At 70.9% G+C, this 16941-nt stretch carries 16 protein-coding genes; 13 read left to right on the plus strand and 3 right to left on the minus strand.

What is annotated here, in order from left to right; all coding sequences use genetic code 11:
• Positions 1-25 precede the first annotated feature (25 nt).
• Positions 26-991 carry a CHAP domain-containing protein gene (locus tag ACGFIS_RS19420; protein WP_392908157.1) on the minus strand — a complete coding sequence of 322 codons (966 nt, stop codon included), beginning with the start codon at positions 989-991 and terminating at the stop codon, positions 26-28.
• 171 nt (positions 992-1162) lie between these two features.
• Complete coding sequence (locus ACGFIS_RS19425; protein WP_392908155.1) at positions 1163-1978, minus strand: universal stress protein; 816 nt, start codon at positions 1976-1978, stop codon at positions 1163-1165.
• A gap of 173 nt (positions 1979-2151) precedes the next feature.
• Between ACGFIS_RS19425 and ACGFIS_RS19430 the strand changes: the two genes are divergently transcribed.
• The 13 genes from ACGFIS_RS19430 (at position 2152) to ACGFIS_RS19490 (ending at position 15646) form a co-directional block, all read left to right on the plus strand.
• Entirely contained in the window at positions 2152-3246 is a 1095-nt protein-coding gene (locus ACGFIS_RS19430; RefSeq protein ID WP_392908153.1) for an LLM class flavin-dependent oxidoreductase, read from the plus strand.
• The gene (locus tag ACGFIS_RS19435) at positions 3243-3887 is read left to right on the plus strand and encodes a CE1759 family FMN reductase (protein WP_392908151.1); all 645 of its coding nucleotides are present in this window, start codon (positions 3243-3245) and stop codon (positions 3885-3887) included. Before ACGFIS_RS19430 ends, ACGFIS_RS19435 begins: the two co-directional genes overlap by 4 nt.
• Before the next feature lie 46 nt (positions 3888-3933).
• Positions 3934-4335 carry an ArsR/SmtB family transcription factor gene (locus ACGFIS_RS19440; RefSeq protein WP_392908147.1) on the plus strand — a complete coding sequence of 134 codons (402 nt, stop codon included), beginning with the start codon at positions 3934-3936 and terminating at the stop codon, positions 4333-4335.
• Entirely contained in the window at positions 4332-4964 is a 633-nt protein-coding gene (locus ACGFIS_RS19445) for an SRPBCC family protein (RefSeq protein WP_392908145.1), read from the plus strand. The genes ACGFIS_RS19440 and ACGFIS_RS19445 overlap by 4 nt, the downstream gene beginning before the upstream one ends.
• 133 nt (positions 4965-5097) lie before the next feature.
• The gene (gene hypF / locus ACGFIS_RS19450; RefSeq protein ID WP_392908142.1) at positions 5098-7389 is read left to right on the plus strand and encodes a carbamoyltransferase HypF; all 2292 of its coding nucleotides are present in this window, start codon (positions 5098-5100) and stop codon (positions 7387-7389) included.
• A gap of 40 nt (positions 7390-7429) precedes the next feature.
• Positions 7430-8557 carry a hypothetical protein gene (locus ACGFIS_RS19455; protein WP_392971949.1) on the plus strand — a complete coding sequence of 376 codons (1128 nt, stop codon included), beginning with the start codon at positions 7430-7432 and terminating at the stop codon, positions 8555-8557.
• Positions 8558-8648: 91 nt separating this feature from the next.
• Complete coding sequence (locus ACGFIS_RS19460; RefSeq protein ID WP_392908137.1) at positions 8649-9122, plus strand: carboxymuconolactone decarboxylase family protein; 474 nt, start codon at positions 8649-8651, stop codon at positions 9120-9122.
• A 301-nt stretch (positions 9123-9423) separates the two neighbouring features.
• Positions 9424-10461 (plus strand): LacI family DNA-binding transcriptional regulator, encoded by a 1038-nt coding sequence (locus ACGFIS_RS19465; RefSeq protein ID WP_392908134.1) that lies wholly within the window; start codon positions 9424-9426, stop codon positions 10459-10461.
• Between the two features lie 62 nt (positions 10462-10523).
• Positions 10524-11744, plus strand: coding sequence for an extracellular solute-binding protein (locus ACGFIS_RS19470; protein WP_392971951.1), 1221 nt, complete (start codon positions 10524-10526; stop codon positions 11742-11744).
• A 109-nt stretch (positions 11745-11853) separates the two neighbouring features.
• A complete protein-coding gene (locus ACGFIS_RS19475; RefSeq protein ID WP_392908129.1) occupies positions 11854-13041 on the plus strand; it encodes an ABC transporter ATP-binding protein in 1188 nt (395 codons plus the stop codon).
• On the plus strand, positions 13031-13960 hold the full coding sequence (locus ACGFIS_RS19480; protein WP_392908126.1) for an ABC transporter permease: 930 nt from the start codon (positions 13031-13033) through the stop codon (positions 13958-13960). Before ACGFIS_RS19475 ends, ACGFIS_RS19480 begins: the two co-directional genes overlap by 11 nt.
• The gene (locus tag ACGFIS_RS19485; RefSeq protein WP_392971953.1) at positions 13957-14829 is read left to right on the plus strand and encodes an ABC transporter permease; all 873 of its coding nucleotides are present in this window, start codon (positions 13957-13959) and stop codon (positions 14827-14829) included. The genes ACGFIS_RS19480 and ACGFIS_RS19485 overlap by 4 nt, the downstream gene beginning before the upstream one ends.
• Before the next feature lie 61 nt (positions 14830-14890).
• Positions 14891-15646: an SDR family NAD(P)-dependent oxidoreductase gene (locus ACGFIS_RS19490; RefSeq protein ID WP_392908123.1), complete on the plus strand. Its 756-nt coding sequence runs from the start codon at positions 14891-14893 to the stop codon at positions 15644-15646.
• A gap of 66 nt (positions 15647-15712) precedes the next feature.
• Here the strand turns inward: ACGFIS_RS19490 and ACGFIS_RS19495 are convergent, their stop codons facing one another.
• Positions 15713-16789, minus strand: a complete 1077-nt coding sequence (locus ACGFIS_RS19495) for a DUF2637 domain-containing protein (protein WP_392971955.1) — start codon at positions 16787-16789, stop codon at positions 15713-15715.
• Positions 16790-16941: the final 152 nt, after the last annotated feature.

A 16941-nucleotide genomic window follows, 5' to 3' on the forward strand; every position in this document is an offset into this window, starting at 1 on the left:
GCCCTCCGGGCTTGCACGGACAACTCTAGCGGAATCCAGGGGTGCTTGCGTACAGGGCGGGTGTGGTCTCGCTGACTTCGTCGTGCAGGGAGTTCCAGAAGGCGAGTTCGCTGTCCTCTTCGAGGTGGGCGATGCGGCCCCAGAACTCGCGGTCCTCCGCCTCGTGGGCGGCGGCGAGGGAGAGGACGGGCATGACGGCGGTGCCGGCGTCCGCGGACTCGAGGTCGGCGGGGGTGAGGTCGGCGGGCAGGGCGACGGGGGTGGAGGGACGGTGGTGCTTGCCGCGCTTGCGGACGCGGATGGGCGGTGTGGTGGGGGTCTTGGCGGCGGCGGCACGCCCGGCGGCGAGGGCGACGCTGCCGCACAGCACGAAGGCGAGGATGCCGCCGAGGACGACCTCCTGGGTGGGGAGCTGCTCGGGGGCGGCGTGCTCCTGCTCGTGGGTGTTGGTCGAGGTGGTGCGGGTGCCGACCTTGTCGACGGTGGGGGCAGCGGCGGCGTGTTTCGGGGTGTACTTGGCCTCGACCTTGACCTTGGAGGGGTAGCCGAAGCCCACGACGGTGCCCATGTCGCGGGTCTTGCGCATGAGCTTGTAGCCGTCGGCGTTGCCCTCGATGGTGTGGAGGGTGTGCCCGTCGACCTTCTCGACGATGCCGACGTGGTCGATCCGGTCGATGTCCTTGGAGCCGTTCCAGTCGTAGAAGACGATGGCGCCCGGTTCGGGCTCGCTGCCCCAGGCGTCGTGCTTCTCGAACCACTTGGCGTGGTCGACGGTGGCGGCGAACTGCCCGACCTGCTCGGTGACGTCGGCCTTGTCGGCGGCCCAGGCGAGGAACATGTCGCACCAGGGGGCCGTCGTGAAGTAGTCGTCGTGGTCGCCGTCGACGTTCTCGGTCCACCAGTTGCCGAACTTGGTGTAGCCGTCGCCCTTCTCGGTGTATCCGAGTTCGTTCTCGGCGATGTCGAGCAGCTTCTTGCCGATCGGGTCCATTGCGCTCCCTGCCGCCTCGCTCGTCCGGGCAGGGTGGTGCCCGACCGGGGGGGACGGACCATGCCGTGCCGCACGGGCACGTTCCAAGGTCACGTTCTGATCTCGACGGAATGTAGCCGAGGTAAACCCTGGGCGGCAACCTGTTCCGTGAAACCGGTCAAATCGGGCTACTCAGAAGTAGCCCCTGGGCAGGACGGTCACGGGGCACGATGCGGCGCGCAGAACCTTGAGAGCGACCTCGCCCAGGAACACGCGGTGGGCGGCGGCGTCCTCGCTGGACGCGAGGACGAGGATCTCGTCCTCGGGCCAGTCGACGTCGTCCAGGGCGTCGGCGACGTCGTCGCCCTCGGCGAGTTCCGCGGAGACGTCCTCGGGGGGCAGGTCGGCGGAGTCCACGGCGAGGCGGATGGCGAGGGCCAGGTCGTCGCGGAGCCGTTCGGCGCCGTCGTCTCCGCCGACGTCGCCGACGGCGAGCGTGACCAGGCGCAGGGGGACGTCCAGGCGCTCGGCGGCCTGCGCCGTGCGGATGACCGCGTCGTCGCACTGCGGCCGCCGGACGTACATGACCGTGATGCGGCCGAGGTCCTCGGGCGGTGTGTAGCCGGCCGGGGTGAGCATCACGGCCTCGGTCGCCGAGTGCAGCAGGTGGTCGGCGGCGGCGCCGACGCCGATGCGTCCGCGCGCGCCGCCCTCGGGGGAGCCGACGACGATCAGGTCGGCGCCGATCCGGCTGGCGAGGACGGTGAGCCCGCGGGCGACGCTGCGCCCCTCCTGGGTGAGGAGGTCGGCGGGCTGGCCGTCCAGCAGGTCGGGAACCTGGTCCAGCAGCGCGCGGGCCTCGCCTGCGGCCGCCGGGAGGTCCGGGGGATGGACCGTCGCCACGCTCAGCCGCCCGCCGGTCAGTGCGACGATCGCGGACGCCAGGTCGACCGCCTCCCTGCCGCCGCCGTCGTTGACGTATCCCGCCAGGACGTGATCCCCGATCATGTGATCCGCGCTCCGATCATGGGACCAGCATTCCCCCGAGGCGGCCGATCAGACCAAGGGGCTTCAGGGTACCCGGCTCGGCCGTCCGGGACCTGCGGGACGGCCAGGAATATGATCTCCGCCTGCGGCGTTCGATAAGGTGATTGAAAGTTCTACTATTTTTGGAGCCCGGCATGCAGTTCGGAATCTTCACCGTCGGTGACGTGACCCCGGACCCCACCACCGGACGCGTCCCGTCCGAGGCCGAGCGGATCCAGGCGATGGTCGCCATCGCGGCGAAGGCCGAAGAGGCCGGGCTCGACGTCTTCGCCACCGGCGAGCACCACAATCCGCCGTTCGTCCCGTCGTCCCCGACGACGATGCTCGGCTACATCGCGGCCCGCACCGAGCGGCTGATCCTGTCCACCGCGACGACGCTGATCACCACCAACGACCCGGTGAAGATCGCCGAGGACTTCGCGATGCTCCAGCACCTGGCCGGCGGCCGGGTGGACCTGATGATGGGACGCGGCAACATGGCGCCCGTCTACCCGTGGTTCGGCAAGGACATCCGCGACGGCATCCCGCTCGCCATCGAGAACTACCACCTCCTGCACCGGCTCTGGCGCGAGGACGTCGTCGACTGGGAGGGCAGGTTCCGCACTCCGCTGCAGTCGTTCACCTCGACGCCGCGCCCGCTGGACGGCGTCCCGCCGTTCGTGTGGCACGGCTCCATCCGCAGCCCCGAGATCGCCGAGCAGGCCGCCTACTACGGCGACGGCTTCTTCGCCAATCACATCTTCTGGCCCAAGGAGCACTTCCAGCGGCTGATCGGCCTCTACCGGCAGCGCTACGAGCACTACGGTCACGGCTCCGCCGACCAGGCGATCGTCGGCCTCGGCGGGCAGGTCTTCATGCGGAAGAACTCCCAGGACGCCGTCCGCGAGTTCCGTCCCTACTTCGACAACGCCCCGGTGTACGGGCACGGCCCCTCGCTGGAGGAGTTCACCGCCGAGACGCCCCTCACCGTCGGCAGCCCGCAGCAGGTCATCGACAAGACCCTGACGTTCCGCGACAACTTCGGCGACTACCAGCGCCAGCTGTTCCTGATGGACCACGCCGGGCTGCCGCTGAAGACCGTCCTGGAGCAGATCGACATGCTGGGGGAGGAGGTCGTCCCGATCCTGCGCAGGGAGTTCGAGGCGCTGCGCCCGGCGCACGTCCCCGCGACGGCCCCCACCCACGCGTCCCGCGCCGAGGCGCGGCGGAACGCCGAGGAGGTTCGATGAGCACGCTCGCCGTGGTCTCCGCCGGGCTCGGGCAGCCGTCGTCCACCCGGCTCCTCGCCGACCGGCTCGCCAGGGCGGCCGCCGCCGCCCTGCGCCCGGACGCCTCCGGGCGCGACGCCGCCATCGAGGTGATCGAGCTGCGCGACCACGCGCACGCGTTGGTGGACGCGGCCCTGACCGGCTTCCCGGCCGGGGCGTTCCGCGCCGCCGTCGAGGCGGTCGCGACCGCCGACGGGCTGATCGCCGTGACGCCCGTCTTCAACGCGTCCTACAGCGGCCTGTTCAAGACCTTCTTCGACGTCGTCGGACGCGATTCCCTGGACGGCAAGCCGGTGCTGCTCGGCGCGACCGGCGGGACCGAGCGGCACTCCCTCGCCATCGACTACGCCATGCGCCCGCTGTTCGCCTACCTGCGCGCCGCGGTCGTCCCGACCGCCGTGTACGCGGCGTCCGAGGACTGGGGCGGTGCCGGAGGGTCCGAAGGCGGCGCGGCCGGCGATGCCGGCCCCCTCGCGGAGCGGGTCGCCCGTGCCGGCGTGGAGCTCGCGGCGCTGATGAACGCCCGCCCCGCGCCGGCGAAGCCCGACCCGTACGACACCCCTGTTCCGTTCGAGGATCTCCTGTCCGCGGCCAGCCGGTAAGTATTTAAGACTTGGCTTATAAAAGTTGAGGCTGTAGCTTGGTCGCGTGCACGCATTCGATGTGCTGGGTGATCCGGTCCGACGCAGGATCCTGGAGCTGCTCGCCGACGGCGAACGGTCCTCCGGGGAGGTGTCGGGTGTCATCCGGGAAGAGTTCGGGATCTCGCAGCCCGCGGTGTCGCAGCATCTGAAGGTGCTGCGGGACACCGGGTTCGCGGTCGTGCGCGCGGAGGGCACACGGCGCCTCTACGCCGTCGACTCCGGGCCGCTGCGGGAGGTCGACGCGTGGCTCGACCGCTTCCGCCGGTTCTGGACGCCGCACCTGGACTCCCTGGCGACGGAGATCGCCCGTGGTAAGCGCGCACGCCGCCTGGACCGCCGGACACCGGACGAGCAGGCGCCAAGGGACGAACAGCCACCAGGACGGGAAGCAGGGAGCCAGCCATGATCGAAGTGACCGGTCAGATCAACGCGGTGCGGCGCCGGGTCGGCGAGCGGGTGCTGGAGGCCGGAGCCGCGCGGACCACGACGGTCAGCCAGATCTACGACACCGGCGTCGAGGACCTGTGGGACGCCGTCACCACCCCCGAGCGCATCTCGCGCTGGTTCCTGCCCGTCTCCGGCGACCTGCGGCTCGGCGGCCGCTACGAGCTGGAGGGCAACGCGAGCGGGACGATCGAGCGCTGCGACCCGCCCAAGGAATTCTTCGCGACGTGGGAGTACGGCGGCCAGACCAGCTGGATCGAGGTGCGGCTGACCCCCGAGGCGGACGACCGGGCCCGCCTCGAACTGGAGCACATCGCCCACGTCGACGACGACATGTGGAACCAGTTCGGACCCGGCGCCGTCGGCATCGGCTGGGACCAGGGACTCCTCGGCCTCGCCCTGCACCTGGGGTCCGGCGAGGGCGTCCCCGAGGGGATGGGCCCGGAGTGGGCCATGACGGACGAGGGCAAGGAGTTCACGCGGCAGAGCGGCGAGGCGTGGCGCGAGGCGCACATCGCGTCCGGCACCGACGCGTCCCTCGCCCGGGCCTGCGCGGACCGCACCATCGCCGCCTACACCGGATCGGAGTGACCTCCGCCGCGTGACCCCGCTGCGGGGCCCGGCCGCGACCGACTCGCGCCGGCCCCGCGGCACACCGCGGCCCGGACACGCCCTCCGCGCGGGCCTTCCCGTTCAGGGGACGTCGACCAGGCAGAATGGCGGGATGGACGTCAGGGTCGGCGTCCGCGTCGAGGGGGTCGTGCAGGGCGTCGGGTTCCGTCCGTTCGTGCACGGGCTCGCGATCGGCCTCGGACTGTCCGGGCTGGTCGGCAACGACGCGGGCGGCGTGTTCATCGAGGTCGAGGGCGCACCCGACGTGGTCGGGCGGTTCCTGGACGGCCTGCGCACCCGCCCGCCGCGGCTGGCCGTCGTCGAACGCGTCACCACGCGGAACCTCGACGCACAGGGACGCGGCGGCTTCGCGATCGTGCGCAGCGAAGCGTCGGGGGACCAGCGCGCACTGGTGTCCTGGGACTCCGCGACCTGCGACGACTGCCTCCGCGAACTCCGCGACCCGGCCGACCGGCGCCACGGGTACCCGTTCATCAACTGCACCGGCTGCGGGCCGCGCTTTACGATCGTGACGGACGTCCCGTACGACCGCCCCAACACGACCATGGCGGGTTTCGCGATGTGCGGCCCGTGTGCCGCCGAGTACGGCGACCCGGCGGACCGCCGGTTCCATGCCCAGCCGGTGTGCTGCCCTGACTGCGGTCCCTCCCTGTCGCTACTCGCATCCGCACCCACGTCGGAGTGCGCAGGGATCGCCGGCCCGGCGCGCCCTCCTGCGGGCCACGCTGCGGCGGACCCGATCGCGGCCGCTCGGGCACTGCTCGCGGACGGGGCCGTCCTCGCCGTCAAAGGACTGGGCGGCTACCACCTGGCGGCGCGGGCCGCGGACGAGGACGCGGTGGCCGCACTGCGCGCACGCAAGCACCGTGCGGACAGGCCGTTCGCCGTCATGGTGCCCGGCCTGCCGGCCGCCCGCGCGATCTGCCTGCTCGACGACACCGAGGAGGGACTGCTCACCGGGCCCCGGCGTCCGATCGTCCTGGCCCGCCGGCGCCCCGGCGTGCCGTGCCGCGGGGCACGGCTGGCGGCCGCCGTCGCGCCGGGCAACGACTTCGTCGGCCTCATGCTGCCCTACACCCCGCTGCACCACCTGCTGGTGACCGAACCACTCGTCCTGACCAGTGCGAACGTCTCCGATGAGCCGATCGCCTACCGGGACGACGACGCCTTCGAACGGCTCAGCGGCATCGCCGACGCGTTCCTGTTCCACGACCGTCCGATCCACACGCGCACCGACGACTCGGTGGTGCGGGCCTTCCGAGGCCGTCCGCTGCCGGTGCGGCGCTCGCGCGGGTACACCCCGGAACCCGTGCCGATCGCGCGGGGACGGTCCGTCCTGGCGTGCGGGGCCGAGCTGAAGAACACGTTCTGCCTGACCCGCGACGGCCGGGCCTTCATCTCCCACCACATCGGCGACCTGGAGAACTACGAGACGCTCCGCGCCTTCGAGGAGGGCATCGGGCATTTCCGGCGGCTGTTCGACATCACCCCCGAAATGGTCGCCTGCGACCCGCACCCCGAGTACCTGTCGACCAAGTACGCCCACGACCGGTACGCCCGCGACGGGGACCTGCCGCTGATCGCCGTCCAGCACCACCACGCGCACATCGCGTCCTGCCTGGCCGACAACGGTGCGGCCGGCCCGGTGATCGGCGTCGCCTTCGACGGCACCGGCTTCGGCACGGACGGCACGCTGTGGGGCGGCGAGTTCCTCGTCGCCGACCTGCGCGGCTTCGAACGGGCCGGACATCTGGACCCGGTACCGATGCCGGGCGGCGCGGCGGCGATCCGCGAGCCGTGGCGGATGGCGGCCGCCTACGGAGTCCCGGACGACCTGCCGGTCGCCCGCCGGCCCGGCTGGGCCGCGGTCGACGCGATGGCGCGCCGCCGTGTCAACGCACCGCTCACATCCAGCATGGGACGCCTGTTCGACGCGGTCGCAGCGGTCGTCGGCGTCCGCGACGTGGTCAACTACGAGGGACAGGCCGCCATCGAACTGGAACAGCGCGCCGACCCCTCGGAGCTCGCCGCATACCCGGCGTCCATCGACGGAGCGGAAGGTTTCACGGTGCGGGGCGGTGACCTGCTCGACGCGGTGGTGGCCGACGTCCAGGCCGGCGTCCCCGTCCCGCTGATCGCCGCGAGATTCCACAACGGCGTGGCCTCCCTGATCGTGGACGGCGCGACCCGCATCCGGGCCACGACAGGGCTCGGCACGGTCGCGCTGTCCGGCGGCGTGTTCCAGAACATGTTCCTGCTGGACCGCGCCGTGTCCGGCCTTGCTGACGCTGGCTTCGACGTGCTGACCCACCACCGCGTCCCGCCCAACGACGGCGGTATCAGCCTCGGGCAGGCCGCCGTGGCCACGGCCCGATCGTCCTGAACGAGCCCGCGGCGGGGCCGCGGCACGGCATGATCATCAGATGCCGGACGAATGGGACGAGCCACACGACCGCGACCCGCTGTCATGGCGGATACGACGATGGGCGGCACCGGTCGCGATGGCGTTGTCCGTCGCAGCCTCCATCGGCGCCGTGCAACTGCTGGCCGACGAACACGCTTTGTCCACGACGCCCTACGGTGACCACCGGAAACCGCGCTTTATCGTCACCATTGGGCCAACCGGAGGTCCCTTACAGGACAACGGACCTGAACCATGGTTCCAGGTGCATTCGCTGCAGAGCGGACGGAAACGTCTGACCGACTCCGTCCAGCCGCCTTCGCCTTCCGCTGGTAAAGCACGAGAACTCCTCGCAGGCCCCGAGGGGACATTCTTGGTGGCCTCGTCCCGCGACAAGCCGTGCGAGTCGCGCATCCACCGGTTCCGGCTCGCCGGCGACGGCCATGCGACCGATATCGCGCCATTGCACGAAGGCGTCATCCCGTCCCGTGTCGCGGGCCTGGCGATGAGCCCGGACGGCGACCGGATCGCCTTCGCGACAACTCCGTGCATGGACGTCCCCCAGCCGTCGCGCGCCGCCTTGACCGTTCTGGACATCGACTCGGGCAGCCGCCGCACATGGAGAACGACCGGGCCTTCCGTCATCGGCGAGATCGTCTGGGCGAGCGACAACGACACCCTCGGCTACACGCTCGGAGACGTCCGCCGAAATGCGCCGTCCGCCGACGGCCCCGTCAACCCGGGCTTTCCGGACGCGGGCAGAGTCGTGAACGTCGCCGTCCACGCTCTCGACACCGATGAGCAGGGCACCGACCTGCGCGCGGCCCGCCGCCTGTTCCGTCAACCGGACGACTCCGGATGGATCACCTCCGCGGTGATGGCCCCGGACGGCCGCACCGGCTACGGGGTGATGAAGAAGGGACGGCCGCCGGCCACCATCATTTTCACCTTCGCCGAGGACGAGCCGATGCGCGTCACCGACACGATCGCGTCCAAGCCGAACACCGTGATGCTGTTCTCCTTCTCCAGCGAGGACGAACCCCGCTACGCCTGCCTGGGCGGTATCGACGCCTTCGGCAGAGCGGTCGACGGCGAATTTCTGATGATCTCCAGTAGCCGCCTGACCTGCGGATCGACCTACGCCTATTAAAGGCGGACGAGATGACGAGACCAGCCGGGTCACATCTCGCCCGCCTGTTCCGTCATCGAGGTGTCACAACCGACACGGCAAGGAGATCGACATGGACGCTCGATTCGACTACTACGGCACCTCTGTCGCGGCCAAGTACATGAAGTACCTCCAGTCGGCGGGCAAGGCGCTCGCGGACTCGACGCTGCCCGCCGCCACACAGGAGCTGGTGAGGCTCCGCGCCAGCCAGATCAACGGCTGCGGCGTCTGCGTCGACATGCACACCAAGGATGCCGCGCACGCAGGGGAGACCTCGGTGCGGCTCAACCTGGTCGCGGCGTGGCGGGAGGCGACTGTCTTCACCGAAGCCGAGCGCGCCGCCTTGGAACTGACCGAACAGGGCACCCGCATCGCGGACGCCGCCGGCGGTGTCACCGACGAAGCGTGGGCGAACGCCGCCAAGCACTACGACGACGACCAGCTTGCCGCGCTGGTGTCCGGCATCGCCCTCATCAACACCTGGAACCGCATGAACGTCATCACCCGGCAGCCCGCCGGCGCCTACCGGCCCGGCCAGTGGGGGTGACCGGCGAGCCCTGCCGCCAGGACCGGCAGGACGCCGGACACGGCGACTGAATCGGACGCCATAACCACCAAGCCATCGACCACCAAGCCGTCGACCACCAAGCCGTCGACCACCAAGCCGTCGACCAGCTCGCAAGGCCCCGCCGACATCCGGCGGGGCCTTCTCGCGCTCCGGCTCCCTCGCGATGCGCACCCGAGCCGCTGCGCAGGCCAGGCGCGCCCGGGTAACGGGTCGGTCACGGGCAAGGGTTCTTGGCGCCGGCCATTGACACTGTTCCGCAAACGTTTTCATAATCGTCGGCATGAGCGCGGACAGCACCCGGGCCTCGATCCGGGCCGTGGCGAGCCTCGCAGGGGTATCGCCTTCGACGGTCTCGCGTGCGCTGAACTCCCCGGAGCTCGTGAACGCCGAGACCCGGCGGCGCGTGCTCGAGTGCGCCGAACGGCTGGGCTACCAGCCGAACCGTGCGGCGCAGTCGCTGGTCCTCGGGCGGACCCGCAACGTCGGGCTGATCGTCCCCGACATCGCCAACCCGTTCTTCGCGCCGTTCATCAAGGGCGTGGAGGCCTACTTCAGGGACACCGAGTTCGCGGTGTTCCTGGCCGACACCGACGAGGACACGGCGACGGAGGTCAGGCTGGCCGAGGCCATGGTCGAGCGGGTGGACGGGCTGATCCTGTGCGCGCCGCGCATGTCGGGGACGCGGCTGCGGGCCGTCGCGTCCAAGACGACCGTGGTTCTCGCCTACCGGACGAGCCGGTCGGCGCCGTCGATCGTGTCGGACTTCCAGTCCGGCATGGATCAGGCGGCGGCGCACGTCCACGCGCTCGGCCACCGGCGGTGCGCGTACCTGTCCGGCCCGGCCAACTCGTGGTCGAACCGGCAGCGGCGCAAGTTCATCGGCGCCGCCTGCGCGGAACGCGGCATCGAACTGGTCGATCTCGGCCCGTACGAGCCGCGCTTCACCGGCGGCTTCCGGGCCGCCGACGAGGTCCTCGCCGCCGGCGTGACCGCGGTGTTCGCCTACAACGACCTGGTCGCGCTCGGGGTGCTGTCACGGCTCACCGCGCGCGGCGTCCCCGTGCCCGGCAAACGCGTGCCCGGTGAGCCCGATGGATCCGAAGGGATCAGCATCGTCGGGTTCGACGACGTGCCGATGGCGTCCATGACCAACCCACCTCTCACGACGGTGGCCATGCCCGTGAACGCGCTGTCGCGGGCGGCGGCCGCCACCATGCACTCGATGCTCGACCCCGGGGCGCCGAAGGCGCCTCCCCTGCCGCCGGCCGCGGAGCTGGCGACCCGACTCCTCATCCGAGGCACCACCGGGCCGGTGTGAGCCCGGCCCGGCCATAAGGAACAGACGTCTGAGACCGGACGTCCTGCCAGGAGGCCCACCCCATGAGAACTCCTCGATCCGCCCTCCTCACCCTCGCGACCGCCGCCGGACTGCTGCTGGCCGGCTGCGGAGCGCCGGGCTCGGACGGCGGCACCGCGTCCGAGCCGTCCGCGGCGGACGTCACGATGCCGTCCGACCCCGTCACCCTGAACGTCATCGACGTCGCCGGGAACCTCCAGCTCACCCAGGAGATCTTCGAGAACTACAAGAAGGAGCACCCGGAGCTCATCAGCAAGATCACCTACACGAAGGCGACCTCGCCGGAGCTGGCCGGCAAGGTCAAGGCCCAGCAGGACGCCGGGCAGATCGACATCGACCTGGTGCTGACCGGCACCGACGGGCTCGCCGCGGGCCTGGAGCAGAACCTGTGGGTTGACGTGCTCGGCAAGTACTCCGGCAAGCTCCCGGACCTGAAGTCGCTGTACCTGGAGCCGGCGTCCAAGATGCAGGACCTGGCGCAGGGCAAGGGCGTCGTCGTGACGTACTACCCGTCCGGGCCGCTGCTGGAGTACAACCCGAAGAACGTCTCCGACCCGCCCACGACGGCGGACGAGCTGCTGGACTGGGCCAAGGCGAACCCGAACAAGCTGATGTACGCGCGCCCGTCCAACTCGGGGCCCGGGCGGACGTGGCTGATGGGCCTGCCCTACATCCTCGGGGACAAGGACCCCATGGACCCGGCGAACGGCTGGGCCAAGACCTGGAAGTACCTCAAGGAGCTGGACAAGTACACCGAGTACTACCCGACCGGCACCACCCAGACGATGAAGGAGCTGGGCGAGGGAACCCGCGACATCGTCCTCAGCACCACCGGCTGGGACATCAACCCGCGCGTCCTCGGCCAGGTGCCGAAGGACGTCAAGATCCAGCCGCTGGAGGGCTTCACCTGGGTCACCGACGCGCACTACATGGTCGTTCCCAAGGGCGTCTCGGGCGAGAAGCTGGCCGTCCTGCTCGACGTGATGAAGTTCGCGCTCCAGCCCAAGCAGCAGGCGGTCACGTTCGACAAGGGCTACTTCTACCCCGGCCCGGCGGTCAAGGGCGTGACGCTGGACATGGCGCCGGCGGAGAGCCGGCAGGCCATCGAGGAGTTCGGACGTCCCGAGTACGACAAGCTCATCGCCGACAACCCGAAGGCCCCGCCGCTGGACGCCAAGGCCCTCGTCGCCGCGTTCGACCGCTGGGACCGCGAGATCGGCGGGCAGAAGGTCAAGAAGCAATGACAGGTGAGGACGGCGTGACCCGCCGAACGGTCATGCCCGCGCACCAAGGCGACCGGACGCACGAGATCAGCCGGACGCGAGAAGAGCCGGCGTCCTCGGGAGGTGCGTCATGAAGGCGGAGACCGTGCTGGAAAAAGACGCGCGCGCCGGGTTCGGGCATCTGCGCCTGGACGGTGTGACCCGGCATTTCGGCAAGGCGACCGCGCTGGACGGTTTCGACCTGCGGATCGAGGGCGGCGAGTTCATCGCCCTGCTCGGGCCGTCCGGATGCGGCAAGTCGACCGCGCTGAACTGCCTGGCCGGGCTGCTGCCCCTGTCGGACGGCGCGATCTGGCTGGACGAGGAGCGCATCGACACGCTGCCGCCGGAGCGCCGCGGGTTCGGGATGGTGTTCCAGAACTACGCGCTGTTCCCGCACCTGTCCGTCCGCAAGAACGTCGCGTTCGGGCTGTCGGTCCGGCGGGTCGGCAAGGCCGAGACGGCCCGCCGGGTCGACGAGGCGCTCGCGACGGTCGAGCTGACCGAGCACGCGGGCAAACTGCCCGGCCAGCTGTCGGGCGGGCAGCAGCAGCGGGTGGCGATCGCCCGCGCGATCGTGCTGCGGCCGAAGCTGGTGCTGATGGACGAGCCGCTGTCCAACCTGGACGCCAAGCTGCGCGTGCAGATGCGCACCGAGATCCGGCGGATCCACCAGGACCTCGGCCTGACCACCGTGTACGTCACGCACGACCAGGAGGAGGCGCTCGCGCTCGCCGACCGGGTCGTGGTGCTGCGGTCCGGCCAGATCGAGCAGATCGGGACGCCGGAGGAGGTCTACACCCACCCGGCCAGCGCCTACATCGCCGGTTTCATGGGGTACCGGAACCTGCTGGAGCTGCCCGTCCTGGCGGGCGGCGGCTCGGTGAACGGCGGTGCCGGCGGCAGGGTGTCGCTCGGTGAGAAGGGCGGACTCACGCTGACCGGGCTGAGCCGCCGGCCGGTCACCGGGGCGCGCGCGGTCGCCGCCGTCCGCCCCGAGGACTTCCGCGTCGCCGAGCCGGACGGTTCGGCGACGGGGGAGAACCTCGTGACGGTCCGGGTGGAGGTGTCGGAGTTCCACGGACGCGAGGTCGCCGCCGAGGGCGTGATGGACGACGGCCGCGTCGTCCACTTCAGGTCGCCGGAGCGGATCGCGCCGGGGGAGCGGGTCACGCTGACCGTCCCGCCCGAACGTGTGCTCGTGTTCGGGGACGGCGCCGGGGACGCCGCGGACGCGTTCGACGACCCCGCGGAGATCGGGGTCCAAGATGGCGGTTGAGGCTCCCGCCCGTCCACCGAAGACGCCGGTGCCGCGGCGCAGCGGTCTGCGGCACCGGCTCGCCGAACGCGGCGTCGACCGGGTGCTGCTCCTGCTGCTGCCCGCGGTGCTGGTCGTCGGGCTGCTGTTCATCTACCCGATGGCGTACGGGGTGGGGCTGTCGCTGCAGCCGAAGAACGGCGGCGGCCCGCTCGGCAACTACGCCGACTTCTTCCGCGACTCCTACGAGCGCAGCACCGTCTGGAAGACGCTGCGGCTCGCCCTCCCCGCCGCGCTGATCAACGTCGGCGCGTCGGTGCCGATCGCGTACCGGCTGCGCGGCAGGTTCCGGGGACGCCGGCTGCTGACGGCGGCGCTCGTCCTTCCGGTGACGCTCGGCACCGTCCTCGTCGCGGACGGGCTCCTGCGCTACCTCGGCCCCAAGGGCTGGTTCAACCGGGTCCTGATGGACATCGGCCTCGTCGACGAGCCCGTCCGGCTGATCTACAACTACTGGGGCGTGCTGTTCTCGCTGCTCATCACCGGGTTCCCGTTCGCGTTCCTGCTGGTGCTCGCCTACATGTCGGGCATCGACCCGACGCTGGAGCGGGCCGCGGCCACGCTCGGCGCCGGGCCCTGGCAGCGGATGCGGCGGATCATCCTGCCGCTGCTGGCGCCGGGCCTGGCCACCACGTTCGTGCTCGCGTTCGTGCTGGCGTTCTCGGTGTTCCCGTCCGCGAGCCTCGTCGGTGAACCGGCGGGGGAGACGCGGGTGATGGCGATCGCGGCCTACCAGGCGGCGTTCGAGAAGTACGACTACTCGATGGCCTCGACCATCGCCGTGCTGATGGGCGTGTTCGAGCTGCTCGTCATCTCGGTGACGCTGCTGCTGCGCGGCCGCCTGTACACCGGGCCCGCGATGGGAGGTAAGGGATCATGACCGCTGCCGTGGCGGGCAACGCCCCGATGCGCAGGAGGCGGCTGCCGAAGGGCCGGCTGAGCGGCTGGTTCGTCTGGGCCTGCGTCGCGTTCTTCCTGGTCAACCTGGCCGGGCTGATCCTCTCGGTGATCGTCAACTCTTTTGGTACGAAATGGTTCGCCGGCTGGCTGCCGCAGGGCTTCACCACCGCGTGGTACTCCAACGCCTGGTCGGAGTTCGCGCTCGGCGACGTGCTGACCGTCACGCTGGAGATCACGCTCATCGTGGTGGCGCTGTCGCTGCTGATCGGCGTGCCCGCCGGGTACGCGCTCGCGCGGCGCGACTTCCCGGGCAAGCGGATCGTGATGTTCCTGCTGCTGCTCCCGGTGCTGCTGCCGCCGATCACCTACGGCATCCCGCTCGCCACCGTCCTGTACAAGGTGCACCTGGCGGGGACGATGACGGGCGTCATCGCGGCGAACCTCGTCCCGGCGCTGCCGTTCGTCATCCTCGTGATGACGCCGTTCGTCGAGCAGATCGACACCAACGTGGAGTCGGCGGCGCGGATGTGCGGCGCCCGCACCCGGCAGGTGTTCACGCGGGTGCTGGTGCCGCTGCTGCTGCCCGGCATTCTCGCCGCGGGGATCCTGGTACTGGTCCGGACCGTCGCGATGTTCGAGCTGACCTTCCTGGTCGCCGACGCCGACAGCCAGACCCTGATCGTCGCGCTGTACAGCGCCGCGTTCACGCCGGGCATCCGCGCCGCGCAGGCCATCGACGCGATGGCCGTGATCTACATGGCGTTGTCGGCGCTGCTGTTGATCATCGCGTTGATGTTCGTCAATCCAACACAGATCGTCGCCCAGGTGAGGGAGGCTCCCAGCGAATGAACCTCAGGTATGTGAGGCACATGCACGGTCAGGCAGGGCCCGGCCGAGTGAGCATGACCCTATGAGCGCGGTACGGTTCGACTTCTCGGGGGAGCGGGCGCTGGTCACCGGTGCCGCGGGCCTGATCGGGCGCGCGCTGGTGCACCGGTTCGCGGACGCGGGCGCCGCCGTGCTCGCCGTGGACGTGGACGCCGAGGGGCTGAAGGTCTTCGACGCGATGCCCCGGGTCGCCACGATGGCCGGCGACCTGGCCCGCGAGGACGTCGCCGACGCCGTCTTCGACAGGCTCCGCCGAGACGGCGGCCTGGACGTCCTCGTGAACAACGCGGCGATGACGGAGGTGCGCACCCCGTTCATCGACATCGACGCCCCCGTCTGGGACGCGGTGATCGCCGCGAACCTGCGCTCGGCGTATCTGCTGTCGGTGCGCGCCGTCCGGTACTGGCGTGACGGCGGGCGCGGCGGGGCGATCGTCAGCATGTCGTCGCCGGGAGCCTCCCGCGCGCACGATGACCAGAGTGCCTACGACGTGACCAAGGCGGGCATCGAGGCCCTCAGCCGCGCGATCGCCGTGGAGCTCGGCGGGCTCGGCATCCGCGCCAACTGCGTCGCGCCGGCCAGCGTCGTCGGGGAGGTACGGCCCGCGACCGATCTCCCGGCGGGCCGCACGACCGCCCCCGAGGAGGTCGCCGACGCGACGCTCTTCCTGGCGTCACCGGCGGCGGCGCAGCTCAACGGGCATGTCCTGCGGGTGGACGGCGGCCTGCACGCCCGGCTGCGCACCGACCCGTCCCAGGAGCAGCAGCGCGACGCGTAGGACGTACGGTCCCGCCCCGGCATGTGCGGGGCGGGACCGGTTCGGCGGCCTCGCGGCTCGGGTGGATCAGACGCGCCAGGAACGGACGAGTTCGTCCAGCATGGTCGGGTCGTAGATGATGCCCTGCGCCCGGAGCTCCCCGGCGACCAGTTCGCCGTCGCCGTGGTGCTTGGCCAGCAGCCGGTACACCGCGTACGGGAACCAGTGGTTGTCGCTGATCCGCTGGATCTCGGCCTCGTCGCAGGTGTGGCCCTCGGCCCTGACCTCGGCGAGCGTTCCGGCGACATCCCCGTGGCGGCGCTCCAGGACGTCGATGACGAGGGCGCGCAGGCCGTCCGGGTCGGGTGCGGGGACCACGGCGGGTGCGGGCTCCTCGGTGGCCGTGCCGTAGCCGCTGCGGCCGTTGAGGCTCCCGCGCGCGGCGGCGCTGACGACGGCCAGTTCCGGCTCGGGCTCAGGCGCGGGGGCGGGCGCCGGGGCCTGGGCGCGGGCCGGTCGGGCGGGCGCGGCGGGTTGAGCGGGCAGGGTCTCCGAGGCCGTTTCGGCTCCGGCGTCCGTCTTGGCCGCGGTCTCCGTCGCGGTGGCCGAGCGGCCGGGCTCGATCGCCTTCCCGGAGTGGCCGGGAACCTGGATCTGCGGGAACGGGCCGGTGTTCCGCAGGGGCATCAGCGTGATCTGGTTCAGGGTGACGGGCCCGGCGATGGCGCGCGTCTGCGGCTCCGGCTGCTTGGGCGGCTCCTCCTCGTCCTCCTGCTGCGCCACGTACCGGTGCAGCGTCCGCAGCAGGACGAACAGGCCGAGCATCGACACGATCGGCGGGACGGCGGCCGTCGCCTGGTACGAGAACGTCTTCTGCCCGACGTGGCCCACGTTGAAGACGAGGCTGGCCGTCCAGCCGGCGAGGGCGATGGTCAGCGGCAGGAAGAAGTCCAGCCAGCTCATCAGGGCCCGGCGGCGCAGCACGAAGGCGTCGATGGCCAGCAGGAAGAGGCCGAGTTCTCCCACGATGATGAACAGGTCGACCAGGAGCGGGAACGATTCGGCCTTCCAGCCCCGCAGGCCGTGTTCCATCGCCCAGTGGTAGAGGCCGGCGTAGGACTGGGCGAAGCCACCGGCGGTGGCGGTCAGGACCGCTGCCGCCATGAATGCGATGGCCCCCCACCGTGTGATGACCTGTGCCCGGTTGGCAACGCTCATGCGGGGTGTGCTCCAGATTTGCTTACCAACTGAAAGTTATCGGGGGGAGACTATCCATTCCTTTGGCGTTTCGTAGGGGATTCGCATCACGTCTCGGT

The organism is Spirillospora sp. NPDC048824 (genome assembly GCF_043198455.1).
Lineage (GTDB): Bacteria > Actinomycetota > Actinomycetes > Streptosporangiales > Streptosporangiaceae > Spirillospora.